The sequence below is a fragment of the Phytoactinopolyspora alkaliphila genome (genome assembly GCF_010550695.1).
Classification (GTDB): Bacteria; Actinomycetota; Actinomycetes; order Jiangellales; family Jiangellaceae; genus Phytoactinopolyspora; species Phytoactinopolyspora alkaliphila.
On the sequence record NZ_JAAGOB010000003.1, the window covers coordinates 281,072 to 305,113 of the forward strand.

At 68.1% G+C, this 24,042-nt stretch carries 21 protein-coding genes; 11 read left to right on the top strand and 10 right to left on the bottom strand.

Features of this window, described 5'->3' with window-relative positions; translation table 11 throughout:
* Positions 1–7 precede the first annotated feature (7 nt).
* A complete protein-coding gene (locus G1H11_RS07320) occupies positions 8–625 on the top strand; it encodes a SurA N-terminal domain-containing protein (RefSeq protein WP_163817527.1) in 618 nt (205 codons plus the stop codon).
* On the top strand, positions 622–1,314 hold the full coding sequence (locus G1H11_RS07325) for a nucleoside triphosphate pyrophosphohydrolase (protein ID WP_216843537.1): 693 nt from the start codon (positions 622–624) through the stop codon (positions 1,312–1,314). The genes G1H11_RS07320 and G1H11_RS07325 overlap by 4 nt, the downstream gene beginning before the upstream one ends.
* Positions 1,315–1,404: 90 nt before the next feature.
* Here the strand turns inward: G1H11_RS07325 and G1H11_RS07330 are convergent, their stop codons facing one another.
* Together G1H11_RS07330 and G1H11_RS07335 are read right to left on the bottom strand one after the other, a co-directional pair.
* Positions 1,405–3,165 carry an ABC transporter ATP-binding protein gene (locus G1H11_RS07330; RefSeq protein WP_163817529.1) on the bottom strand — a complete coding sequence of 587 codons (1,761 nt, stop codon included), beginning with the start codon at positions 3,163–3,165 and terminating at the stop codon, positions 1,405–1,407.
* Positions 3,162–4,910: an ABC transporter transmembrane domain-containing protein gene (locus tag G1H11_RS07335; protein WP_163817531.1), complete on the bottom strand. Its 1,749-nt coding sequence runs from the start codon at positions 4,908–4,910 to the stop codon at positions 3,162–3,164. Before G1H11_RS07335 ends, G1H11_RS07330 begins: the two co-directional genes overlap by 4 nt.
* A gap of 137 nt (positions 4,911–5,047) precedes the next feature.
* Here G1H11_RS07335 and G1H11_RS07340 point away from each other — a divergent pair, with 137 nt between their 5' ends.
* From G1H11_RS07340 to G1H11_RS07355, 4 genes are all read left to right on the top strand, one after another.
* The gene (locus G1H11_RS07340; RefSeq protein ID WP_174257459.1) at positions 5,048–5,518 is read left to right on the top strand and encodes a hypothetical protein; all 471 of its coding nucleotides are present in this window, start codon (positions 5,048–5,050) and stop codon (positions 5,516–5,518) included.
* Between the two features lie 99 nt (positions 5,519–5,617).
* Complete coding sequence (locus tag G1H11_RS07345) at positions 5,618–6,136, top strand: nuclear transport factor 2 family protein (RefSeq protein ID WP_163817533.1); 519 nt, start codon at positions 5,618–5,620, stop codon at positions 6,134–6,136.
* A gap of 77 nt (positions 6,137–6,213) precedes the next feature.
* The gene (gene guaA, locus G1H11_RS07350) at positions 6,214–7,785 is read left to right on the top strand and encodes a glutamine-hydrolyzing GMP synthase (RefSeq protein ID WP_163817535.1); all 1,572 of its coding nucleotides are present in this window, start codon (positions 6,214–6,216) and stop codon (positions 7,783–7,785) included.
* A 149-nt stretch (positions 7,786–7,934) separates the two neighbouring features.
* Positions 7,935–9,047: a glycerophosphodiester phosphodiesterase family protein gene (locus G1H11_RS07355; RefSeq protein WP_163817536.1), complete on the top strand. Its 1,113-nt coding sequence runs from the start codon at positions 7,935–7,937 to the stop codon at positions 9,045–9,047.
* 10 nt (positions 9,048–9,057) lie between these two features.
* On the opposite strand, the gene G1H11_RS07360 is transcribed toward G1H11_RS07355, so the two are convergent.
* Positions 9,058–9,258, bottom strand: coding sequence for a hypothetical protein (locus G1H11_RS07360; protein WP_163817538.1), 201 nt, complete (start codon positions 9,256–9,258; stop codon positions 9,058–9,060).
* On the bottom strand, positions 9,255–10,727 hold the full coding sequence (locus tag G1H11_RS26390) for a PspC domain-containing protein (RefSeq protein ID WP_163817540.1): 1,473 nt from the start codon (positions 10,725–10,727) through the stop codon (positions 9,255–9,257). The genes G1H11_RS07360 and G1H11_RS26390 overlap by 4 nt, the downstream gene beginning before the upstream one ends.
* Positions 10,728–11,187: 460 nt before the next feature.
* Between G1H11_RS26390 and G1H11_RS07370 the strand changes: the two genes are divergently transcribed.
* Together G1H11_RS07370 and G1H11_RS07375 are read left to right on the top strand one after the other, a co-directional pair.
* Complete coding sequence (locus G1H11_RS07370; protein WP_163817542.1) at positions 11,188–12,516, top strand: PspC domain-containing protein; 1,329 nt, start codon at positions 11,188–11,190, stop codon at positions 12,514–12,516.
* Between the two features lie 38 nt (positions 12,517–12,554).
* Entirely contained in the window at positions 12,555–13,244 is a 690-nt protein-coding gene (locus tag G1H11_RS07375) for a response regulator (protein WP_343074821.1), read from the top strand.
* 36 nt (positions 13,245–13,280) lie between these two features.
* Here G1H11_RS07375 and G1H11_RS07380 read toward each other — a convergent pair whose 3' ends face one another.
* Positions 13,281–14,729, bottom strand: a complete 1,449-nt coding sequence (locus G1H11_RS07380) for a hypothetical protein (protein ID WP_163817545.1) — start codon at positions 14,727–14,729, stop codon at positions 13,281–13,283.
* Positions 14,730–14,950: 221 nt separating this feature from the next.
* Between G1H11_RS07380 and pcrA the strand changes: the two genes are divergently transcribed.
* Together pcrA and G1H11_RS07390 are read left to right on the top strand one after the other, a co-directional pair.
* On the top strand, positions 14,951–17,245 hold the full coding sequence (gene pcrA, locus G1H11_RS07385; RefSeq protein ID WP_343074827.1) for a DNA helicase PcrA: 2,295 nt from the start codon (positions 14,951–14,953) through the stop codon (positions 17,243–17,245).
* A 425-nt stretch (positions 17,246–17,670) separates the two neighbouring features.
* Positions 17,671–18,204, top strand: coding sequence for a glyoxalase superfamily protein (locus G1H11_RS07390; protein WP_163817549.1), 534 nt, complete (start codon positions 17,671–17,673; stop codon positions 18,202–18,204).
* A gap of 210 nt (positions 18,205–18,414) precedes the next feature.
* Here the strand turns inward: G1H11_RS07390 and G1H11_RS07395 are convergent, their stop codons facing one another.
* The 5 genes from G1H11_RS07395 to G1H11_RS07415 form a co-directional block, all read right to left on the bottom strand.
* A complete protein-coding gene (locus G1H11_RS07395; RefSeq protein ID WP_163817552.1) occupies positions 18,415–19,179 on the bottom strand; it encodes a succinate dehydrogenase iron-sulfur subunit in 765 nt (254 codons plus the stop codon).
* The gene (gene sdhA / locus G1H11_RS07400; RefSeq protein WP_163817554.1) at positions 19,179–20,933 is read right to left on the bottom strand and encodes a succinate dehydrogenase flavoprotein subunit; all 1,755 of its coding nucleotides are present in this window, start codon (positions 20,931–20,933) and stop codon (positions 19,179–19,181) included. Before sdhA ends, G1H11_RS07395 begins: the two co-directional genes overlap by 1 nt.
* Positions 20,934–20,962: 29 nt before the next feature.
* Positions 20,963–21,409: a succinate dehydrogenase hydrophobic membrane anchor subunit gene (locus tag G1H11_RS07405; protein WP_163817555.1), complete on the bottom strand. Its 447-nt coding sequence runs from the start codon at positions 21,407–21,409 to the stop codon at positions 20,963–20,965.
* A 6-nt stretch (positions 21,410–21,415) separates the two neighbouring features.
* Positions 21,416–21,793, bottom strand: coding sequence for a succinate dehydrogenase, cytochrome b556 subunit (sdhC, locus tag G1H11_RS07410; protein ID WP_163817557.1), 378 nt, complete (start codon positions 21,791–21,793; stop codon positions 21,416–21,418).
* Positions 21,794–22,040: 247 nt separating this feature from the next.
* A complete protein-coding gene (locus G1H11_RS07415) occupies positions 22,041–23,177 on the bottom strand; it encodes a glycosyltransferase family 4 protein (protein WP_163817559.1) in 1,137 nt (378 codons plus the stop codon).
* 192 nt (positions 23,178–23,369) lie between these two features.
* Here G1H11_RS07415 and G1H11_RS07420 point away from each other — a divergent pair, with 192 nt between their 5' ends.
* Positions 23,370–23,948, top strand: coding sequence for a hypothetical protein (locus G1H11_RS07420; RefSeq protein ID WP_163817561.1), 579 nt, complete (start codon positions 23,370–23,372; stop codon positions 23,946–23,948).
* The last annotated feature ends 94 nt before the right edge of the window (positions 23,949–24,042 follow it).

Sequence of the window (24,042 nt, forward strand, 5' to 3'; positions counted from 1 at the left end):
AACCTCCGTGTCCATCTTCCGCCGCGTCCTCGTCGCGGCCGCCACCGCGGCCACAGCCGTCGCCCTCACCGCGTGTGAGCCGGACCAGGTCGGGACGGCCGTTACCGTGAGCGGAGACCGCCTGAGCGTCTCCGACCTGCAGGGCCAGGTCATGGCTGTGGTTGAGCTGCGCAATGAGGCGATCGAGGATTACGAGCTGGGCATCCCACCGCTGAACCCGGGCGGTGACCTCGCGGAAATCCAGCAGAGCGAGCTGGAGCGATGGGTCGCGTCGCACCTGTTCGAGAGCGTCGCGGCGGACCTGGGCATCGAAATCTCCGAGGCGGAGGTCGACGAGTTCCTCGACCAGCTCGCCGCGCAGTTCCCCGATGGCGACATCACGCCGTTCCTTGCGGAGCAGGGCTTCACGGAAGACACCGTGCGCGCCGCGGTGCGTATCCAGCTCATCAACGATCAGCTGGTACAGGCGGCGGGTGGTGAGGCCCCAGCGCAGGAGGCGGTCGCCTCGGCCATCGAGCGCCTCGACGTGGACGTCAACCCGCGCTACGGCGCCTGGACCGAGACCGGCCTGTCGGCCGAGAGCGGCTCGGTGTCCCGCCCGTTCGAGGCGGCCGCGCCGGAGTGAGCGAGGAGCAGCCGGGCACCGGGGGGCAGCGAGGGTCGCGTCTTCTCGAGCTGGTCGCGGTGATGGACCGGCTGCGCTCGCCCGGCGGCTGCCCCTGGGATGCCGAACAGACCCACCGCAGCCTTGCCACGTACCTCCTCGAGGAAACGTACGAAACCCTTGAGGCCATCGAGTCCGGTGATGATACCGACCTGCGCGAAGAGCTCGGTGACTTGCTCCTGCAGGTGATCTTTCACGCTCGCATCGCCGAGGAACGCGATTCCGGCCCGTGGTCGATCGACGATGTCGCCGGTGGCATTGCGGAGAAGCTTGTCCGCAGGCATCCACACGTGTTCGGTGACGCCGTCGCTCCGACGGCGGAATACGTCGAAGGCCGCTGGGACGCGATGAAGCGGGCCGAGAAGCAGCGGACGTCGGCGGTGGACGGCGTACCCATGGCACAGCCCGCGTTGTCATTGGCAACGAAGCTGATGAACCGGGCGGCGCGTGCCGGCGTCGAGGTGGACCGGCCGGCTGCTGGTGGTGTGCCAGAGTTCGCCACAGCCGATGACGTGGGCGAGCATCTGATGGCGGTCGTCGACGCCGCCCGTGAAATAGGCGTGGACCCGGAACAGGCACTGCGCGACGCCACCCGCCGCTTCGTCACCGCCGTCCGAGCCGCCGAGCCCGCACCGCCGCCCTCCGAATGATCATGTAAACCATGTTTTCTCGTGCTTCACCAGGGCTGCAGGCATGGTGAAGCACGAGAAAACATGGTTTACATGATCATTTAGGAGGGGCTAGTTGGTGCTTTCCTGGGCCGGACGGCCGTGCCACGATTCCCACAGCTTCGCGTACGCCTCACCGTGTTCCACCAGCTCGTGGTGGCTGCCGAGCTCGCTGATCCAGCCGTTCTCCACGACCGCCACCCGGTCGGCGTCGTGTGCGGTGTGCAGCCGGTGGGCGATGGCGACGACGGTGCGTCCGTGCAGGACGGCGGACAGTGAGCGCTCGAGGTGCCGGGCTGCCCGCGGATCGAGCAACGACGTCGCCTCGTCCAGGACCAGCGTGTGCGGGTCGGCCAGCACGATCCGCGCCAGCGCGATCTGCTGGGCCTGTGCCGGGCCGACCGGATGCCCGCCCGAGCCGACGACTGTGTCGAGCCCTTCGGGCAGCGCGTCAGCCCATGCGAGCGCGTCGACCGAGTCGAGGGCTTGGCGGAGCTCGTCGTCGGTGGCGGACGGAGCCGCCAGCGCCAGGTTGTCTCGCAGCGTGCCCACGAAGACGTGGTGCTCCTGGGTGACGAGCACCACCTCGCGACGGAGCTGATCGAGCTCCAGGTCCACCAGGGGAACACCGGCGACCTCAACGCTGCCGGCGCGGGTGGGGTGTATACCCGCGAGCAGCCTGCCCAGCGTCGACTTGCCGGCGCCGGACGGGCCTACCATGGCCAGCCGTTCACCCGGGCGCAGATCGAGGGAGACACCGTGCAGGACGTCCTGCCCGTCAACGTACGAGTAGCGCACGTCGGAGGCGTGGATGTCCTCACCGGCGGGGGACCGGCCACTCGGCTCCCGATCGTTCGGCACCTTGGCGACCCCGACGACGCGCGCCAGCGACGACGTCCCGACCTGAAGTTCGTCCAGCCAGGACACCAGCCGATCGACCGGGTCGACGATCTGCACCATGTACAGCACCACCGCGGCGACCTGCCCCACGGTCGCATGCCCGGCCGACACCAGCCATGCGCCCCACGCGAGGGTAGCCACCACGGGCAGCACGTAAGACAGCTCAGCGGTAGGGAACCACACGCTGCGCAGGAACAGCGTGCGACGCTCCGCGGCGAACGCCTCCCGGAGGTCGCCGTCGATCCGCTGGATGCGCACGTCCGCCATGTCCAGGGCTTCCACGGTCCGCACGCCGTCGACGGTTTCCGTCACGGTGCCGTCCAGGGTGGCGTACGACGCCCGTTCCCACAGGTAGGCGGCCCGGGCGCGCTTCAGGTACCAGCGCGTGCCGGCGTAGAGCAACGGCACTCCGACGATGGCGCCAGCCGCCACCAGCGGACCGGCGATCACCGCGGCGGCCAAGGTGAGCACCGTGGTCACCAAGGCCACGAGAATCTCGGGCACCGCGAAGCGCACGGTACGAGACAGCGCGTCGATGTCTCCCGTGGTACGCGCCACCAGATCACCGGTCCCGGCTCGCTCGACCGTGGACAACGGCAGGCCCAGTACCCGGGCGATAAAGGTTTCGCGGAGCTGGGCGAACACCCGCTCGCCCAGGACCAGCGAGCGCTGAATGGCCGCTCGCGTGAGGACGGCCTGAGCGACGATGAACGCTGCGAGGGTCGCGGCGAGCAGGTCGATCCGGGTGGTGGAGGTGCCCTCGATCACGCCGTCGACCATGCGGCCCAAGAGGAACGGGCCGGCCAGCCCGAGCGCCGCCGCCAGCACGTGCAGGGTCAGCGTGATGCTCAGTGGCCGGCGGTGCTCCTGGAAGAGCTTGCCGGCCTCGGTCCGCACCTCAGGTGGTGTGGCTACCGGCAGGCGGGTGCTCATACCAGCTGCTCCTCTCGGATGACGGTGCGTCGGTAGTCGGTGTTGGTGGTGAGGAGGTGGTCGTGGCGGCCTATGGCGGAGACCTGGCCGTCGGCAAACCACACGACGGTCTCCGCGCGTGCCAGCAGGAGCGGACTTGCCGTCACCACGACGGTGGTGCGGCCCGCCCGGTACTCCACCAGCCGCTGCGCGATGGCGGCCTCCGTGTGCGCGTCGACGGCACTCGTTGGCTCCACGAGTACCAGGATCTCCGGGTTGGTGAGCAGTACGCGGGCCAGGGCGATCCGCTGCCGCTGGCCACCGGAGAGCGAGCGGCCACGTTCCTCGACCACGGAGTCGAGGCCGTCCCGGAGCGTCTCCAGGATGTCCTGGCCGGAGGCCACCTCGATGGCCGCGCGAAGCTCGTCGTCACCGTATCGGCCCCGCGGGTCGAGATTGGCCCGGAGGGTGCCGGTGAACAGTGTGGGCTCGGGGTCGCTGACGACGATCCGCCGCCGTACCTCGGTAAGGGGAAGCTCGTCCAGCGGGGTGCCGTCGAGACGGACGTCGCCGCCGGACACCAGCCGCCCGAGCCGGTCCGCCACGGATGCGGTGGCCGATGGGTCGTCAGCGACCAGCATGGTGAGCACGCCGGGCTCGACGACGAGACCCGACGCCGCGTCGACCAGTGTGGAGCCCGAGGCAGGGCGGCCGGGTTCGGTGGCTCCCGTGGTGACGGCGGGCGTTTCACCGGTCGGTGCGGCGTCGTCCTTGACGTCGCGCTCGATGGCCAGCAGCCGCAGCACACGGCGTCCGGCCACGACGGCCCGCGACGCTACGAAGGCCATCTCACCGGCTGTGCGTACGGGAATCACCAGGAAGAACGCGAACCCGTACATGGCCACGAGCGCGCCGGGCTGGATGGTGCCGTTGAGAACCAGGCGGGCGCCCACCCAGGTGAGCAGGACCAGGAAGATGCCCGGCAGCAGGACCAGCAGCGCGTCGAGGAAGGAGTGCGTGGTGGCCAGCCGGTTTCCGGCGAGCCGGACGGTGTCCGAGCGCTCGGCGTAGCGGCCGAGGAAAACCCGCTCGCCGCCGACGCCGCGCAGCACGCGCAGCCCCGCCACCGTGTCGGCGCCCAGAGCGGTCAGCCTGCCCAGTGCGTCGCGCTGCTCACGCTGCCGCCGCTGGAGCGGCCGGATGATGGGAGTGACAGCGCCGACCAGGACGGGAACGCCGATCAGGACCATCAATCCGAGCGGCACAGAGGTGGTCAGGACGATGAAGGAGACCACCAGATAAGAGATGATCGCACCGGCGAACCGGGAGATCACCTCGAACGCATGCCCGATGTGGTGAGCGTCGCTGGACGACGTGGCGACGACCTCACCGGTGGGCATCGAGCTGGAGACGGACGGCCCGGTGCTCGCTGCGTGCCGGTTGACCACCTGAATGGTCCGGAACGCCGAGTACAGCCAGTTGGCGACTGCAGCACGGTGCCGGAGAACGCCGACGCCGGCCTGGGTGATGCCCAGCCCGGCGATCACCGCGGCCCACTGGTACGCGGTGCCGCTCTCACCTTCGGCCATGCCGTCGATGCCTCGTCCGATCGCCCAGGGCATGAGTGCCTGCGCCACCATCCAGATGACACCGTAAACGGTGGCCAGTGCGATGGCGGCCTTCTGGCCCCGCGCCACCCACACGAGGAAGCGTTGGGGAGAGCGGGTATCGGGGATGCCGGGATCGGCGTAAGGCAACGTGCGCACGATGCATAACGTTACGGATACGGACCGACAGAGCGCACCTGGTTTTCCGCCGCCTGAGGACGGGGTGAAAGCGGGCACTAGAGTGTTGCCGGTCACATGCGACATACTCGCCGTCTGCGCACCTGGAGGCCTGCCGGATGAAACACGTCGTGGTTGCTGTGTTCGCGATTTTCGCTCTGCTGACGGGCCTGGCCACCACGGCGCACGCCGGTGGCGATTCCACCCTCGCGCCGGGGCACACCACCACGCTGGCCGGTCCGTGTGGCTCGTCGTACAGTCACATCGGCCACCACCCGATCACGGCGTCGTCCACCACGGTCGGGCATCTCGACGTCTACTGGTCGTCCAGCACCAAGCGCAACTGCCTGGTCACCAATCACTCCGGGCCGACCTACGGAGTCAGGCTCTTCACCGAGGCCAGGATCCGCCCCAGCGGCTACAGCTGGCCGAGCTGCCCGTCCAGCACCGGCTGCGATTCCGGTTTCTACAGCTATTACGCCGGACCCGTCTACACGCCGGCCGGGGTCGACATGACGAACAGGTGCATCGACGTCACGGGAACCGTGGACTGGACATCGCGTACTCGCACCAGGATCCACTGCGGCTGACAGCCGATGACATACTCACTGGTGTTCAGCCGGTACCCTCCGTCCTGCCGTTCGGGAGGCCGGCCGGTCGCCGGATCTCGAAGACACAGGAACGCTGATATGAACGGTGACCACAGTCCGGACCGCGTCGATACGACCGTGGCGGCATGGCAGGCGGCAACGGAGAACGGCGATGCTGACGCGGCGGCCGTGTGTCTCGCCGATGACGCGGTGTTCATCTCCCCGCTGACGGCCCGCTTCCAGTTTCGTGGTCGCGTTCAGATTCACGAGATGCTGACGTCGGCCTTCGAGGTGATCAGCGGGGTCCGTGTGCACACGGTGGTGGGCTCCGAGGATACCCGTGCCGTGTTCTTCACCGGAACAAGCGGCTCGGTGGAGTTCGAGGAAGCCCAGCTGCTGCGCTTCGGCGAGGACGGCCTGATCACCGAGATCACGTTGTTCGGAAGACCACTCCCGGGTGTGACGGCCGTGATGGCCGGCATCGGGCCGAGAATGGTCCGGCGCCAGGGGCGCCGCCGCCTGGCCGTGGTGGTCGGCGCCGCCGTGCGCCCGCTGGCGGCGATGACCCGGCTCGGTGAGCGCTATCTTGTCCCGTTGACCGATCCCAACCGCAGGTAGCCGCCACCGACCGTAGCTGGGCCGCCTCCGGGCGGGGAGGGCGGCAGCGAGGATGGCAGGTCGGCTACGCTCGTCGGGTGGCTGAGACTACCCATGACACCGTGCTCGTCGTCGATTTCGGCGCCCAGTATGCGCAGCTGATCGCGCGCCGAGTGCGAGAGGCGAGGGTCTATTCGGAGATCGTCCCGCACACCATGCCGGTGGAGCAGATGCTCGCCAAGAAGCCGAAGGCGATCATCCTGTCCGGTGGGCCGGCCAGCGTGTACGCCGACGACGCGCCTTCGGTCGACCCGGCGCTGTTCCAGTCCGGTGTCGCCGCGTTCGGCATCTGTTACGGGTTCCAGGCGATGACCGTCGCGCTCGGCGGCCAGGTGGCGCGCACCGGTCTGTCGGAATTCGGCCGTACCCAGGTGGAGATCGTGGCGCCGGGCTCGCTGCTTCAAGGCGTTCCGCAAGGGCCATCGGTGTGGATGAGCCACAACGACTCCGTGACCCAGCCACCCCCGGGATTCGACGTTCTGGCCATGTCCGACGCCACTCCCGTCGCGGCGTTCGAGAACGCCGACATGGGGCTGGCCGGCGTCCAGTGGCACCCCGAGGTGCTGCACACCGAGCACGGCCAGGCGATGCTCGAGCATTTCCTCTTCGACGTCGCGGGCGCACGGCCGTCGTGGACGATGGTGAACATCGTCGACGAGGCGGTGGAGGTGGTCCGCCAGCAGGTCGGGGAGAAGCGGATCATCTGCGGGCTCTCCGGCGGAGTGGACTCGTCCGTTGCGGCGGCGCTGGTGCAGCGCGCCGTCGGCGACCAGCTCACCTGTGTGTTCGTCGACCACGGCCTGCTCCGCGAAGGTGAAGCCGAGCAGGTCGAGCGGGATTTCGTCGCAGCCACGGGTGTCGACCTCTACGTGGTGGAGGCGGCAGACCGATTCCTGACTGCCCTCAAGGACGTCGACGACCCCGAGACCAAGCGTAAGATCATCGGCCGGGAGTTCATCCGGGCGTTCGAGGAAGCGGCCCGTGAGATCGTCGCCAAGGCCGGTGCCGACGGCGACGAGGTGGAGTTCCTCGTGCAGGGAACCCTGTACCCCGATGTGGTCGAGTCCGGCGGCGGCGAGGGCGCGGCGAACATCAAGAGTCACCACAACGTCGGCGGCCTGCCGGAGGACCTGCAGTTCACCCTCGTCGAGCCATTGCGCTGGCTGTTCAAGGACGAGGTCCGGGCGGTCGGCGAGCAGCTTGGCATCCCGGCGGACATCGTGTGGCGTCAGCCGTTCCCCGGGCCTGGCCTGGCGATCCGGATCATCGGGTCGGTGACCGGTGAGCGGCTGGAGATCCTTCGCCGCGCCGACGCCATCGCGCGAGCGGAGCTGACGGCGGCGGGCCTGGACCGCGACGTCTGGCAGTTCCCCGTGGTCCTCCTGGCCGACGTCCGCTCGGTGGGAGTCCAGGGCGATGGGCGCACCTACGGTCACCCGGTTGTCCTGCGACCGGTGAGCAGCGAGGACGCCATGACGGCTGACTGGTCCAGGCTTCCCTATGAGCTTCTGGAGCGCATCTCCACCCGGATTACCAACGAGGTGGCGGAAGTCAACCGAGTGGTCCTCGATGTCACGAGCAAGCCGCCGGGCACCATCGAATGGGAGTAGCGGGTGCGCTTCCGGGCATGCTCGATTGTCAGGGAATGTGACTGCAAGTCCGAGTTCTAGTCACCCGCCTTCGCGATTGTCGCTGCCCCGTCATGTCGTGTTCGGCCGCACGTCGCGGTCGAGCCATCTGAGCGGCGTGACCTTGACCCATGCGAGCACTACTCGGCCGCCCACCAGCGCTGCTGGGCCGCCGCCGGCCACCTGCCCCCACCGTCCCGCCTCCTGCGCACGCGGGACCACTGGTCGTCGCTCACCGCGGCGCCAGCGGCTACCGTCCGGAGCACACTCTGGAGGCATACCGGCTGGCGATCGAGCTCGGCGCGGACTTCATCGAACCAGATCTCGTGATCACCGCCGACGGCGTCCTGGTCGCCCGGCACGAGGCGGAGCTGTCCACGTCGACCGACGTCGCGCATCGGCCCGAGTTCGCCGACCGGCTCGACACGAGGACGCTCGACGGCCGGGAAGTGAGCGGATGGTTCGTCGACGACTTCAGTCTCGAGGAGCTCAAACGGCTCTACGCAAGGGAACGGCTGGCCACGGTGCGGCAGCAGAGCGCCGGCTACGACTGCCGCTTCCGCGTGCCGACGTTCGCCGAGATCACCGCTCTGGCCGTGCAAGCCGGCCGCCGGCTGGGCCGCCGCGTCGGCGTCTACCCTGAGCTGAAGCACCCCACGTACTTCGCCGAACGCGGGCTCCGCCACGAGGATGCGTTGCTGACCGGGCTCGAGATCGCCGGGCTCGGCCGTGCGGACGTGTTCATCCAGTGCTTCGAGCCGTCGGCGCTACGCCGGCTTGCCGTGCGTACGTCTGTCCCGCTCGTCCAGCGTGTCGATGTCGCCGGCCAACCGTACGACTGGGAGCACCACGGGCACGGCGGCACCTTCGCCGGCATGCTGGCCCCGGGTGGGCTCAAGGAGATCTCCGCCTACGCGGCCGCGGTGGGTGTGCACAAGTCACTCGTCATCCCCCGTGATCCAGACGGGCGGCTGGCCCGCCCCAGTGGCTTGGTCGAGCAGGTCCACAAGGCCGGTATGGCCGTGCACGCATGGACGTTCCGCAACGAAAGCGCCTTCCTGCCGGCTGACTTGCGGCACGGCTCGGACGCCGGAGCCTTCGGCGACGCCATCGGAGAGTATTATGCGTTCTTCGCCGCGGGCGTCGACGCCGTGCTCAGCGACCACCCGGACACCGCGACGGCCGCCCGGCAGATCTTCGCCGGGCCGGCCGTGCGGCACCGGAACTCCGCTGCCGGACCGTAGCGAGGCTCCGCTAGCCGTCGCGGCCCCGCCGGATCTTGCCGATAGATGCCGTGAGTCCGGCCAGACCGACCGTCACCAGGAGCAACGGTGCCGCTACCTCGAGTGCGGCGACGCCCATGACGTCGTGCTTCAGCAGGGCCCAGATGCCGAAGACGCCGAGAAAGAACAGCCCGAAGACGAGGGACATGATGTCGGTGTCGTGTCGCTTCACTGGTCGACCTCCGTGTCCGCCCGGGTGACGTTGATGGGCCCCATGCCCAGCTCGAGGTTGAGCTGTATCTCCCCGCCGCCGGGACCGTCCGGCCCGACGTCGGTGATGTTGAGCTGGCGGTCGAACCCATTGGTGGTGTGATCGAAGGCGTTGATCACCCCGGCGCCGACGGAGCTGGTGAGTACGACGTCGGCGGTCTCGGGGACGACGACGGTCATCGGCCCCATGCCCAGCTGCATCGTCACGGCGACAGTGTCCTCGTCCTCGAGCTCCAGCAGAGAGAGGTCGTAATCCATTGGGCCGATGCCGTGCGTGAGCGTGTCTGCCGGTACCTCCTCGACGGTGGCGGGCGGCATGATGTTGCTCGGTCCTGACGTCAGGTCCCAGCGGGAGAAGAACGTGGCTGGGATCAAGGCGAGCGTCAGGAGGATGCCGAGAGCTATCAGGCCCCTCGACCTGCCGAACCACGAGCCGACGAGCAGGCCGAGTGCGACGACGGCCAGCGGAGCCGCCACGTACAGGGGGCCCGGTTCGATGCCTGCCAACACCTCGAGCATCGCGACGATCCCGACGGAGATCAGGGCGGAGCAGAAGGTCAGCAGACCGAGGACGGAACGCGGTTGATCTATGCCCGGAGGCGGTTCCTCGGGCTGCGAATAGGGGTCGGCCTCGCGCCGCAGGTACAGGTCGGCGTAGGGCGAACCCGCGTCCGCGGGCTGCCAGTCCGGTCCCTCCGGCCAGCCGGTGCCGGCCTGATACGTGGGCTGCCCCACGTGCCCGGCCGGATCGGCGACGTCCGCCGGACTGGCCGGGTCAACGGGGCCCGCCGGGTCCGGGGGATCCACCGCGTCAGTCGGGTCTGCGGGGTCCGCCGGGTCTGCGGGGTCTGCCGGCCCGGCGGAGTCCGCCGGCCCGGCGGCGCCGGACCACCGCGAGGACGTCGTGTCGGTCTCGGGTGCGGGTGGTGGCCAGCCGGCCCAGGTGGTTCCGCCCGCGGAGACGTCGTCGTACCCGGGCGGTGAGTATCCCGGCGGTGCGTAGCCGGGCGCGTAGGCGTCCGTGTGTGCGGAGGCTGAATCGCTCGCCGTGCGTCGTCTGAGGAGGGCGAACAGGCCGGCCCCCGCGAGTATCAGCAGGACGGTGCCGTTCCACGAGCCGCCGAGAACCACGCCGGAGGAGATGATGACACCGGCGCCGAGAGCGAGGGCCAGCGGGACAGCGCTGGCGTCGCGCACCTCGCGCCGACCGATCGCCTGCTCGATGACGGACGCCGGTTCCCCATCGGCCGGCATGAACAGCCAGGCCAAGGCATACAAGAGGATTCCGACCCCGCCGAACAGGGCCAGCACGGCGGTGGCCACCCGCAGAATCGTCGGGTCCACCCCGAGCCGCCGGCCCACACCGCCGAGCACCCCCGCGATCACGCGGTCGGTCTGGCTACGTCGCAGCAGCCGGATCTCGTCGGCCACGTTTGGCGGTGTCTCGGTGCCTCTACCTGGTGGGGGAGTCGACGGCATCTCGTTCATGTCACCGATACTGCCGTGCCACGGGAGCTCTCACCATGGGGGATCACCCTGAACTGCCCCGGATCCATCCCGGCTGCACACCGCTCCTTCATCCTGTCCGCACCTCCGCGCGCCGTCGAAGACCTGACGCGATCCCGTCGTCCTGACGCCTTCCAGTCGCGCCAAACCGCCTGAACCCGGGTTGTGGCGAGAATAGATGGCGTCAAGACGACGTAATGACGCCAGATGCAGATCGCCCCGGCTCACAAGCTGGCCCCCGGCTCGCAAGCCGGCCCCCGGCTCGCAGGCAGGCCCCCGGCTCGCAGGCAGGGGCCCCCGCCTCGCAAGGCGATCGCCCCAGCCCACGGACCATTAGGGGTGTTCCCTCATGGCGGGGATGAGGATGACGTGTGAGTATCGAGGAGTGAGTGTTGTTCCCAAGCTGACGTCCACCGGTCGGTCGGCCGGCTCCGGCGCGCGAGCCCGCCGGGAGACCCCGACGTTCGCGCGCGGCTCCGACGGCCGGTTGGTCGGGGGCGTGGCGGTGGGTATCGCCAGGCATCTCGGCGTCCAGCCACTCACGGCTCGTATTGCCTTCAGCCTGCTCAGCGGGTTGTCTGGCTTCGGCGTAGTGCTGTATCTGGCGCTGTGGATCTTCACTCCGCTCGACGCAGACGTCGCTCGCCGGGAGGAGCGCGAGGCCCCGGCCGGTATCGCCGCCGCCACGCGGTCTGGCATGCGACGCGGCCGCACGTTCATCCGGCGGTCCGGCGACCTGGGGCAGCTTGCGGCGCTGGTGGCGCTGGGAGCCGGCGCCATCCTCATGTTCGGGCAGACACCGCTGGGGGTGAGTCCCGCCTACACGGTGCCGATGATCCTGGCGGCCGCCGGCCTCACGTTGATGTGGCGCAGCGCGGACTCGCAGGAACGGCGGCGGATGGCGGAACTGTCGCCGCGGGCACCGCTTCTGGGTGCGATCGCCGGCGGGCACGGCTGGGGGGCAGCGGTACGCGTCGTCGCCGGTGTTCTGGTGGTCGTCGTCGGCGGTGTGGTCTTCCTGGCCGGCCGCGGGCAGCTCGACGCCACCGTCGACGCGCTGTCCGGCATCGTCGTGCTGCTCGTCGGGATCAGCCTGATCCTGGGGCCCTGGCTGTGGCAGCTGTGGCGTACGGCCGAGTCGGAGCGGCGGGAGCGTATCGTCACTCAGGAACGTGCCGACATGGCTGCCCACCTGCACGACTCCGTGCTGCAGACACTGGCGCTCATCCAGAAACAGGCACACGAGCCGCGCACGGTCGTCAAGCTGGCCCGCAGCCAGGAACGAGACCTGAGGAACTGGCTCTACGGGGACAAGGACGCCGCGGACGACACGTCGCTCGCGGCCGCGCTCACCACCGCGGGAGCCGAGGTGGAGGATGCATTCGGTGTCCCCGTCGAGGTGGTGACCGTCGGCGACGCCCCGGTGGACGACACCGGGCGGGCCCTCCTCAGCGCCGCGCGGGAGGCCGCGATGAACGCCGCCAAGCACTCCGGAGCCGGCAAGATCGACATCTACCTCGAGGTCATCGACCACGACATCGAGATCTTCGTCCGGGACCGGGGAACGGGATTCGACCCCGAGCAGATCCCCGACGACCGGCTGGGTGTCCGCCGCTCGATCATCGACCGGATGCGCCGGCACGGGGGATCGGCCGAGGTGCGCTCGGAGCCCGGTTCGGGAACCGAGGTCAGGTTGACGGCGAAGAAGCAGTGACGTGTGACAATGAGGGTCAGCTGGTGGATGGAGACGACGTGAGCGAAGCGACAGGCAACGACGGCGCGGGCACCGGGCGCACCGGACCCGTCCGGGTGGTGCTCGTGGACGATCACGCGATGTTCCGCACGGGGGTGCGTGCCGAGCTGGCTCAGGCCGCTGATTCCGTCGACGTCGTCGCCGAGGCCGCGGACACCGCGGAGGCGATCACGGTGGTGTCCGAGCTACGTCCGGACGTCGTCCTGCTGGACGTGCACCTGCCGGGCGGCGGCGGGGTGGAGGTGCTGCGGCAGTGCCTTCCCCAGCTCCCCGACGTCCGCTTTCTCGCCCTATCCGTCTCCGACGCAGCGGAGGACGTCATCGGCACCATCCGCGCCGGCGCCCGCGGCTATGTGACGAAGACGATCACCGGCGACGACCTGGTCGCCGCCATCGTGCGGGTGGCCGACGGCGACGCCGTGTTCTCCCCGCGTCTGGCCGGCTTCGTCCTGGACGCGTTCGCCGGCTCCGAGGCACCCAGCGTCGACGACGACTTCGACCGCCTCACCCAGCGTGAGCGCGAGGTGCTGCGGCTGATCGCCCGCGGCTACGCGTACAAGGAGATCGCCAAGGAGCTGTTCATCTCGGTCAAGACCGTGGAGACCCACGTCTCGGCCGTGCTGCGCAAGCTCCAGCTGTCCAACCGGTACGAGCTGACCCGCTGGGCCACCGACCGCCGTCTCATCTAGCGTCCGGTAGGACATGAGGCGTTCCGGGGCGAGGCGTTACCCTCGGGCGCCGGCGATGCCGACCACCGCGGCCAAACCCAGGGCGCTGCGCGGAGCGTAGGCACTGCGCCACAGCCCACCATGAGCGGCCGTCGCCGCCTCGTCCATCCACGGATGCGTCCCAGCCGGTGAGGGGCGGCGCAGGTCATGCACCAGCAGCGCGGCCATCAGTGTGTTGGCGGTGCCGGGTTCGAAGACTTCGACGCCGAACCGGTGGGCGCCGGAGTACACGGCGGCGAGGGCCCGGTTCTTCATCACCGAACGGGTCCGGGTGGGCGGTGCCACGTTGAGGCTCACTGTGCGCCCGCGTGAGCGTTCGGTGGTGGCACGCCAGCGTTGCAGCCGTTTGGCCAACGCGTAGTTCGGACCTTGCTGCGGCACCAGGCTGTCGCAGATGCCGGGGTCCGCACCGGGAGCATAGTTGCGCTGCAGCAGCCGGCCCGCGGACAGCACCTTCAGCGGACGGCGGACCGCCCTCAGCGGCGAGTGCTTCTCATAGGCGCGGACCGAGTGCTCGACCACGTCTCCCGGTACCGCGAACACGTCCGTCGGCGTAGCCAGGAAGGACACCGCGGTGTCCGGGCGTGCCGTGGTCAGGTGCGCGGTCAGGGCGTCAACGGCCATCGCCACGCGCACGTAGGTGGCTCCGTCGGCGTAGACGTAGTTCCCGAGCACCAGGCGGCCGTCGAGGTCGGACAGCCAGCGGGCGATCTCGGGCAGCTCCCCGATCAGGTCCGCGCCTGCCCGTGTCTCGAGATCACCACTGCCTGGACGCGCCGGCAGGTGCAATCGTCCGGGATAGCGTCGCGCGACGTCGATCAGATCTCTCCAGATGCCGGGCCGGGGCAGGTCGACGGCCGTGACCTCGCCGCCCCACCGGAGGACGGCGCGCAACGGCCCCATCTCGGCGCCGGCGCCGATGGTGACCAACCGGACGTCGGACAGGTCCAGCCAGTCCGGATTGGCCATGACCTGCTGGACGGCTTCCGCGGTGGACGGCTCGATGACGCCGGCCAGTGCCCAGCTGTCGAGCTGACGGGCCAGGGAGTCGCCGTACAGGCGGGAACCCCGGTATGGCAGGACGAGTTCGCGCTCTGGTGTCCCCGTACCGGTGACCACTTCGGTGGCCCACGGGTGTGCGCCCTGGTTCAGGGACTCGGCCAGCGTGATCTCGGCGTCGTCGGTCTGGACTCGCATCCGGGCGTGCAGCGATGCGAGCCCGCCCGCGGCGATCCGCCGGGCGGCGTCGGCGGAGTCGAGCCCGGCCTCGACGAGCCGGCGGAAATGCAGAACGTAGCCTTGGCGCCAGTTCGTCTCATGCTCGGCCGCACGTGCTCCTACCGGGTCCACATCGCGCAGAGCGTCCGCGACGACGGAACGGCCGAGGGCGGAGGTGCTGCGCACACCGTCGGAACTGAGCGGGAACACCACTCCGGACGAGTTCATCTTGCTCCTATACCCAGTGGAGACGCGTAGCCGCGACCCATGGTCGAGCGGGCCGGGCCGGTTGCCCACGAGGCTATCGCCCGGCCGTGACACGGGTGCCGGCGTCCGCGCGAGGCGATCTCGTCGTTGTCGGTGTCGGCGCATAGGCTTGAGCCACGATGAGCGCACCCATGGAACAGACCACGTTGCTGCCCCCTACGTCGTCGGCGTTGTTACCCGGAATGACGCACGTCAAGCGTGCCGACGAGGGAGCGGAAGAGCAGCCCGAGCGACGCCGGACCGACCCTGCGTCGATCGTCGATGGGTTGAATCCGCAGCAGCGCGAAGCGGTCGTTCACGAGGGGTCCCCGCTGCTCATCGTCGCCGGCGCCGGGTCGGGCAAGACCCGGGTCCTCACCCGCCGCATCGCCTATTTGCTGGCCGAACGGAATGTCCACCCCGGCTCGATCCTGGCTATCACCTTCACCAACAAGGCCGCCGGAGAGATGAAGGAGCGGGTCACCGAGCTGGTCGGGCGCCGGGCAAACATCATGTGGGTCTCCACCTTCCATTCGGCGTGCGTGCGTATCCTGCGCCGGGAGGCCAAGCGGTTCGGGTTCACGTCGTCGTTCACCATCTACGATCAAGCCGATTCGCAACGGTTGATGACCATGGTCTGCCGGGATCTGGACCTGGACCCGCGGCGGTACCCACCGCGTTCGTTCAGCTACGCGGTCAGCAATTTCAAGAACGAGCTGATCGACCACGAGACGGCGGCCGCGCAGGCCAGCAACCACCACGAGCGCACCATCGCCGAGGCGTACGCGATGTATCAGCGGCGGCTGACCGACGCCAACGCGTTCGATTTCGACGATCTCATCATGACCACGGTCAACCTGTTCCAGGCGTTCCCTGACGTCGCCGAACTGTACCGTCGCCGGTTCCGCCACGTGCTGGTCGACGAGTACCAGGACACCAACCACGCCCAGTACGCCCTGATCCGGGAGCTGGTGGGCCGCACCGAGGAAGACGCGGGTGACGCACCGTCGCTCGAGCCGGCCGAGCTGTGCGTCGTCGGTGACGCGGACCAGTCCATCTACGCGTTCCGTGGTGCCACCATCCGCAACATCGAGGAGTTCGAGAAGGACTATCCCGATGCGCGCGTGGTGATGCTGGAGCAGAACTATCGTTCCACTCAGACCATCCTGTCCGCCGCCAACGCGGTCATCTCCCGCAACGAGGGCCGCAAGCCGAAACGGCTCTGGAGCGAGAGCGGCGACGGCGAGAAGATCGTCGGATACGTCGCGGATGACGAGCACAGTGAGGCGCAGTTCGTCGCGGAGGAGATCGATCGCCTCAGCGACGAGGGCCTGGCCAAGGCTGGCGACGTCGCCATCTTCTACCGCACCAACGCTCAGTCCCGGGTCATGGAGGAGATCCTGATCCGGGTCGGACTGCCGTACCGGGTGGTCGGAGGTGTGCGGTTCTACGAGCGCAAGGAGATCAAGGACGCGCTGGCGTATCTGCGCTTCCTGGTCAACCCGGAAGACACCGTCTCGCTGCGCCGCATCCTCAACGTTCCCAAGCGCGGAATCGGTGATCGTGCGGAGGCGATGGTCGACGCGCTGGCGCAGCGGGAGCGGATCACCTTCTGGCAGGCTTTGCGCCGGGCCGCCGACGCACCTGGCATCGCCGCCCGCTCGGTCAACGCCATCGAGTCGTTCATCTCACTGACCGACGAGTTGCGCTCGCTGGCCGAGAATGACGCGGACCCGGTCACCGTCCTCGAAGCCGTACTGGAACGCACCGGCTACATGGCCGAGCTCGCCGGCTCCACCGACCCGCAGGACGAGACCCGGGTGGACAACCTGCGGGAGCTCGTGGCCGTCGCCGCAGAGTACGACGTCGGCCGGGCCGACGAGGAGGAAGGCGGCACACTCACCGGGTTCCTCGAGCAGGTCAGCCTGGTTGCCGACGCCGACCAGATTCCCGAGGGGGATGATCACGAGGGCGTCGTCACCCTGATGACCCTGCACACCGCCAAGGGCCTGGAGTTTCCTGTCGTGTTCCTCACCGGTATGGAAGACGGCGTCTTCCCGCATCAGCGCTCGCTGAGCGAGCCACGTGAGCTGGAGGAGGAGCGCCGGCTGGCCTACGTCGGCATCACGCGGGCCCGCGAGCGGCTGTACATCTCGAGGGCCACCGTGCGCAGCGCGTGGGGCGCACCCAGTCACAACCCGGCGTCCCGGTTCCTTGCCGAGGTTCCGGACGAGCTCGTCGACTGGCGGCGTACCGAGGCGGACCAGACCCGCTGGGCCTCCTCACCTGTGCGGCGAATGAGCGGAAGCCGGCAGCAGGCGCCCGCCCGGGCCGTGCCGATGCTGTCCGCCGGTGACCGGGTCAACCATGACGCCTTTGGGCTGGGGACCGTCGTCGCGACCTCCGGCGCCGGTGAGCAGGCACAAGCCACGGTGGACTTCGGGACCGACGGCCTGAAGACCCTCATGCTGAAATACGCCCCGGTTGAGAAGCTCTAGCCTTCCGCGACCCGTGGTCTCTTAGCGCGCTTGCCGACCCCGCCACACCCCGCCACTTGGTCACCTGATCGTCGTTTTGTCGCCTGATCGTCTTCTCGTAGCGGATCAGGTGTGCAAACTCTGATGGAACGACGGGATATGCCAGCTGATCACGTCTCAAGATGTGGGACGCTGACGATCAGGTGACACAACCGCGCTGGTTGTGGCCGTTACGTCATCTGATCAACGACGGTCGGCAGTGACCAGTAGCGCTTGTGGGCGAGATCCCGTAGGGTCAGGCCAGGGTTTGATGTGACCCGCCGCCCGCGCCTTCACGGCATGGTGAACACATCGCTGCGCGGTCACCATGCATGCTGCGAGACACGGTGCCCCTTCAGAAACGCGGGCCCTGATCGACGATGGCACCGGAACACGCAGGTGAACTGATGGACGTGACGATCGCCGACGCCAAGCGCGCCGCTCGTATCCTCCGAGACCGCCTCACACACTCGGCCGTAGATCTGAGCCACAGTGCGGCCTTGGAGATCGTCGCTCGACAGCTCGGGTACCGAGATTGGAATACCGCCGTGGCTGCGCTGGACGATCAGCAAGGCCCCGGGCTTGGTCACGCGGTCCCAGTACTTCGCATCTACGACGAGTCGCAGGCACGCGGGTTCTACGTCGACTATCTCGGCTTTCACGTCGAGTGGGAGCACCGATTCGAACCGGGATTACCCCTGTATGCACGGCTGCGGCGTGACGAGCTGGTCATCGACATGTCGGAGCATCACGGCGATGGGACACCGGGCTCGGTCCTGTGGGCGCCGATACGAGACCTCGCCGCGTTCCACCGGGAACTGGTCAACAGGGCGTACGCCAATCTGCGTCCTGGCATCGACCGGCAAGCTCCGGGCGGACCCACGATGGAGATCGTCGACCCGTTCTCCAACGTGATCAGATTTTGCGAAGCAACTGCCTGATACCAGTGTGCTCCCGGGCCAGCCTTAGATGCGGATCAGATGACGTAATGGCCACAACCAACGCGGTTGTGTCACCTGATCGTCAGCGTCCCACATCTTGAGACGAGATCAGGTGACGTATCCGCGTCGTCGTTCAGGGTTTGCGCATCTGATCGCCCGCCGGAAAACGATCAGGCGACAAAACGACGATCAGGTGACCAAACGGCAAGGTTAGACGCGGCGGAAGAGGAGGGCGCGCTTGACCTCTTGGATGGCTTTGGTGACCTCGATGCCTCGCGGGCACGCGTCGGTGCAGTTGAACGTGGTGCGGCAGCGCCACACGCCTTCCCGGTCGTTGAGGATCTCCAGCCGCTGCTCGGCGCCTTCGTCCCGCGAGTCGAAGATGAACCGGTGTGCTCCGACGATCGCCTGCGGGCCGAAGTACTGCCCGTCGGACCAGTACACGGGGCAGGACGTGGTGCACGCCGCGCACAGGATGCACTTGGTGGTGTCATCGAAGCGCTCGCGCTCCTCCGGCGACTGCCGACGCTCCCGGGAAGGATCGTTGCCCGTGGTGACCAGGAACGGCATGATCGACTTGTAGGCCGAATAGAACGGCTCCATGTCGACGATCAGGTCCTTCATCACCGCGAGACCCTTGATCGGCTCCACCACCACCGGCTTGTCCAGCGGGAGGTCTTTGAGCAGCGTCTTGCAGGCGAGCCGGTTGCGGCCATTGATCCGCATCGCGTCCGAGCCGCAGATCCCGTGTGCGCAGGACCGGCGGAAGGTCAGCGAGCCGTCGATCTCCCACTTGATCTTGTGCAGCGCGTCGAGCACGCGGTCCGTGCCGTGCATGGTGAGCGTGTGCTCTTCCCAGCGTGGCTCGGTGTCCGACTCCGGGTTGAACCGGCGCAGCTTCAGCGTGACCTGGAACGACGGGATGGCACCGGCGGCGGGCGAGTCTTGGACAGGTGCCTCGGCAGTCAACGTCATCAGAACTTACGCTCCATCGGCTGGTAACGGGTGATGACGACGGGCTTGTAGTCCAGCCGGACGCTGGCGCTCCCGTCCTCATTCACGGTCCGGTACGCCATCGTGTGGCGCATGTAGTTGACGTCGTCGCGGTTCTGGTAGTCCTCGCGGAAATGCCCGCCGCGCGACTCCTTGCGTTCCAGGGCTCCGACGACGATCACCTCGGCGAGGTCGAGGAGGAATCCGAGTTCCAGGGCCTCGAGCAGATCGGTGTTGAACCGCTTGCCCTTGTCCTGCACCGAGACCCGCTCGAAGCGTTCGCGCAGCACGCCGATGTCGGCCAGCGCCTGCTTCAGTGTCGCCTCGGAGCGGAAGACCTGGGCATTGGCGTCCATGGTCTCCTGCAGCGCACGCCGGACCTCGGCGACGCGTTCGCCGTCGTCCCGGCTGCGCATGCCCTCGAGCATCGCGACGGTCTGGCTCTCCGGCGACTCGGGCAGGTCCACCCAGGGTGCCTTGGCGGCGAAGGCAGCCGCGGCGATACCGGCGCGCCGGCCGAACACATTGATGTCGAGCAGGGAGTTCGTACCCAGGCGGTTCGCGCCGTGGACGCTGACGCATGCCACCTCTCCGGCGGCGAACAGGCCGGGAATGACGTGGTCGTTGCTGGCCAGGACCTCGGTCTCGACGGTGGTGGGGATGCCGCCCATCGCGTAGTGGGCGGTGGGGAAGACCGGAACCGGCTCCGTGTACGGCTCGATACCGAGGTAGGTCCGGGCGAACTCGGTGATGTCCGGCAACTTCGCGTCGATGTGCGCGGGCTCGAGGTGAGTGAGGTCCAGCAGGACGTAGTCCTTGTTGGGTCCGGCGCCGCGGCCCTCGCGCACCTCGTTCGCCATGGCGCGAGCGACGACGTCCCGCGGGGCCAGGTCCTTCAGCGTCGGGGCGTAGCGCTCCATGAACCGCTCGCCCTCACTGTTGCGCAGGATCGCGCCCTCGCCCCGGGCGGCCTCGGACAGCAGGATGCCGAGCCCGGCCAGACCCGTCGGGTGGAACTGGAAGAACTCCATGTCCTCGAGCGGGACACCGCGGCGGTAGGCGATGGCCATGCCGTCGCCGGTGAGGGTGTGCGCGTTGGATGTCGTCTTGTAGACCTTGCCCGCGCCGCCAGTGGCGAACACCACGGACTTGGCCCGGAACACGTGGATCTCACCGCTGGCGAGGTCGTAGGCGACGACCCCCGCGGTCCGGCGCTCGCCGTCGATCTCGCTGAAGATCAGGTCGAGCACGTAGAACTCGCTGAAGAACTCCACCTCGTGCTTGAGACACTGCTGGTAGAGCGTCTGCAGGATCATGTGGCCGGTACGGTCGGCCGAATAGCATGCCCGGCGCACAGCGGCCTCACCGTGGTTGCGGGTGTGCCCGCCGAAGCGTCGCTGGTCGATGGTGCCATCGGGGGTCCGGTTGAAAGGCAGCCCCATCTTCTCCAGGTCGAGGACGGCGTCGATGGCCTCCTTGGCCATGATCTCGGCCGCATCCTGGTCCACCAGGAAGTCGCCGCCCTTGACGGTGTCGAAGGTGTGCCACTCCCAGTTGTCGTCTTCGACGTTGGCGAGTGCGGCGCACATGCCGCCCTGGGCAGCGCCGGTGTGCGAGCGGGTCGGGTACAGCTTGGTGATCACCGCGGTGCGGGCCCGCTGTCCGGCTTCCAGGGCGGCTCGCATCCCGGCGCCGCCGGCACCGATGATCACCACGTCGTACTGGTGAGTCTGCATATGTGATCAGCCTTCCTGAAGTGCCGAGATTAAGGCGCCGGGCAGAATGACGGCAGCAGGTGCGCGGCCGCCTCCGCGGGGCAGGGGTCGAAGGTGAAGATGACCAGGGTGCCGAGGACGATGGTGATGGCCGTCGCCGTGTAGAGGCCGACCTTCAGCCACATCCGCAGCATGTCCCGCTCGGCGTAGTCGTTGATGATGGTGCGCAGCCCGTTGGTGCCGTGGATCATGGCCAGCCACAGCATGAGCAGATCCCAGATCTGCCAGAACGGGCTGGCCCACTTGCCGGCGACGAACGCGAAGTCCAATGCGTTGATGCCTTCGCCCACCATGAGGTTGACGAACAGGTGGCCGAAGACGAGTACCAGCAGCAAGACGCCGGAGATGCGCATGAACAGCCAGGCATAGAGCTCCGTGTTGGTGCGAGAGCGCATCCGGCGGGGGGAGCGGGGAGCGGCGATAGACGTTGCGGTCATCGATGATCAGCCCCCGAAGACGTGGGAAAGGTGGCGGACCAGGAACGGCACCATGAGGACGACCCAGAGCACGCCGACACCGACCAGCATCTGCCGCTGGTAGCGCGGTCCCTTGCCCCAGAAGTCGACCAGGATGATCCGGATGCCGTTGAAGGCGTGGAAGATGATCGCACCGACCAGCCCAGCCTCCATCAGCCCGACGATCGGAGTTTGGTACGTGTGGATGACCTCGTTGTACGCCTCGGGGGAGACCCGGACGAGTGCTGTGTCGAGGACGTGGACGAACAGGAAGAAGAAGATGCCTACGCCGGTGACCCGGTGGGCCACCCACGACCACATGCCTTCGCGGCCGCGATAAAGCGTGCCTGCCGGCGCCTTGGGCACGGGGAGGTTACCTTTCGCCGATGTCGAAATGGGGCACGCGGTCACGTCACGACGACGTGGCGCGTGTCGGGCGGACTGATGCCTGGTGGCACCGGTCGACTCGTTCACGAGGTCGCGCACCCAGCCGGAGCGTCTCGCTTCGACCGGCGTTCATCGTATCTGCGTCGTTATAGCCGTTCCGTGGTCAATGTCACCTCAGGGGTGTGAGATAGGTCGCGAGCCGGTGAAATAGGTCACGTGGACGTGGTCAGCCGGCGGCGACGGCGCTGATCGACGCGCGACGGCTGATCGCTGCTTCGTAGTGTCCCAGCAGCTCATGGCAGATCGCCGTCCATGATCTGCCATGGACCGACTCACGCGCGGCGCGCCCCATCGCCGCTCGTCGCCGGCCGTCGGACGTCAGCCGCTCGACGGCCGCACGGACCTCGGGCCGGCTGCCGGGTTCGACGAGGTAGCCGGTGCTGCCGTGGCTGACGAGGTCGATCGGACCGCCCGCGCGGGGAGCGACGACCGGCACCCCTGACGCGAGCGCCTCCTGCACCGTCTGGCAGAACGTCTCGGCCGGTCCGGTGTGCACGAACACGTCGAGGCTGGCGTAGGCGCGGGACAACGCCTCCCCGGAACGGAAACCGAGAAACGCCGCTGCGGGCAGGGCCTCACGCAGTTCGGCCTCGCTCGGCCCGCCACCGACCACCACCAGCTTGACGTTCGGCAGGTCTCGCAGAGCGGTGAGCGCCGAGACCTGCTTCTCGGGAGCCAGCCTGCCGACATAGCCGACCAGGACTTCCCCGTTCGGCGCGAGGTCGCGGCGGAGGCCTTCGTCACGGTGCGCCGGGTGAAACCTGACCAGGTCGACGCCGCGGCCCCAGCGGGCAAGCCGGGGGAATCCGTGCGTGGCCAGCTGGGCCATAGTCGCCGTGGACGGGGCGAGCGTGCGGTCCGCGTGATCGTGGATACGCCGGAGCCAGGACCAGATCACGTCGTCGCCGACGACGCGCCAGAACCGGTAGCCGCGGGCGAATCCGGCGAGATCGGTCTGGAAGACGGCCACGGTGGGCAGCCCGAGCCGGGCCGCCGCGTTCATGCCGGCCCGGCCGAGCCAGGCCGGCGATGCGAGGTGGACGACATCGGGCCGGAAGTCACGCAGGGTGGCGGCGATCCGGCGCCTCGTGGACAGTCCGACGACGCTGTCGTCATTGCCGGGCAGTGTCACCGACGGCACTCGGACGACCGGCGCCCCCGCGTAGCTGTCCGGACCGTCGCCTGGAGCGACGACCAGGGCGTCGTGACCATGACCGGAAAGGTGCTCCACGACGCGGCAGACCGAGTTCGCAACCCCGTTGATCTGCGGGAGGAAGGACTCTGTGATGATCACGACGCGCATGGCCTCCACGGTGTGCGGTGCCGATGGCTGCACGGCGAGACAGATGTGAATGCCTGATGACGTTCAGGCGTCGGATTGATCGAAGTGAGGAGAAATATCTCACCATGAGAGATGGGCCGTGACTTTTCATGAGACGAACGTCCATGATCTTTGTCAAGGGTTTGGCGGAGCGCAGCGCGGTCAGGGGTGCCTATGACGGCTGAATCGGCACAACGAGTGGCACGGGTGTTACTCGTTGGTAAACGTGCTCGGGTGCTCGACGAATTGGGTCGTGCGCTGCAGCATCTCGGTATGGAGGTTATCCAGGAGACGGATCTGGACAGAGCCCGGACCACCGTTGACGGAGCATCCGTGGACGTGGTCGCTCTCGGGCGTGCGGTGCGCGGCGCGAAGCGTGAGGCGGTGGTCACCGCCCTCAAGGCGCAGAATCCCGGGCTTAAGGTCGTCGATGGCTTGGCGCCAATTCCACCATTGCTTGTGGCTCAAATTCAGGAAGCGGTGAGCTCGCCGCCTGGATCAGCCAGAATCGTCAGCAGTGCCATGTACGAGCAGGTAAATAATCGCGTGGTTCTGATGATGACTCGCCCGGCGGAAGTCGGTGTGGTGTTGCACCGGCTGGATCCGTTGTACAGAATTCACCAGACCCCGCTCTTCGCGGGGCGGCTCGGTGACGGGCGGCAGAACATTCCCATCGGCAGGAAGATTGGCCGCGGCGAGCGGTACCTCGTCGTCCGCGCGGACCAGCAGACCTCGGTTCACCAGGTCCACTGACGTCCCTGTGATGACGCACGCGGGTTCGTTCCCCGCGGGATTACCGCGGGAGACGCGACGGGTTCTCGGACGGCCGGAACGACGACGCCGTTGC

Excerpts from the sequence above, each read along its gene's own strand:
- G1H11_RS07330 (WP_163817529.1), bottom strand. The coding sequence starts at position 3,165 with ATGAGCACCCGCCTGCCGGTAGCCACACCACCTGAGGTGCGGACCGAG.
- G1H11_RS07340 (WP_174257459.1), top strand. The coding sequence starts at position 5,048 with ATGAAACACGTCGTGGTTGCTGTGTTCGCGATTTTCGCTCTGCTGACG.
- G1H11_RS07345 (WP_163817533.1), top strand. The coding sequence starts at position 5,618 with ATGAACGGTGACCACAGTCCGGACCGCGTCGATACGACCGTGGCGGCA.
- G1H11_RS07355 (WP_163817536.1), top strand. The coding sequence starts at position 7,935 with ATGCGAGCACTACTCGGCCGCCCACCAGCGCTGCTGGGCCGCCGCCGG.
- G1H11_RS07380 (WP_163817545.1), bottom strand. The coding sequence starts at position 14,729 with ATGAACTCGTCCGGAGTGGTGTTCCCGCTCAGTTCCGACGGTGTGCGC.
- pcrA (WP_343074827.1), top strand. The coding sequence starts at position 14,951 with ATGACGCACGTCAAGCGTGCCGACGAGGGAGCGGAAGAGCAGCCCGAG.
- G1H11_RS07390 (WP_163817549.1), top strand. The coding sequence starts at position 17,671 with ATGGACGTGACGATCGCCGACGCCAAGCGCGCCGCTCGTATCCTCCGA.
- G1H11_RS07395 (WP_163817552.1), bottom strand. The coding sequence starts at position 19,179 with ATGACGTTGACTGCCGAGGCACCTGTCCAAGACTCGCCCGCCGCCGGT.
- sdhA (WP_163817554.1), bottom strand. The coding sequence starts at position 20,933 with ATGCAGACTCACCAGTACGACGTGGTGATCATCGGTGCCGGCGGCGCC.
- G1H11_RS07405 (WP_163817555.1), bottom strand. The coding sequence starts at position 21,409 with ATGACCGCAACGTCTATCGCCGCTCCCCGCTCCCCCCGCCGGATGCGC.
- G1H11_RS07415 (WP_163817559.1), bottom strand. The coding sequence starts at position 23,177 with ATGCGCGTCGTGATCATCACAGAGTCCTTCCTCCCGCAGATCAACGGG.
- G1H11_RS07420 (WP_163817561.1), top strand. The coding sequence starts at position 23,370 with ATGACGGCTGAATCGGCACAACGAGTGGCACGGGTGTTACTCGTTGGT.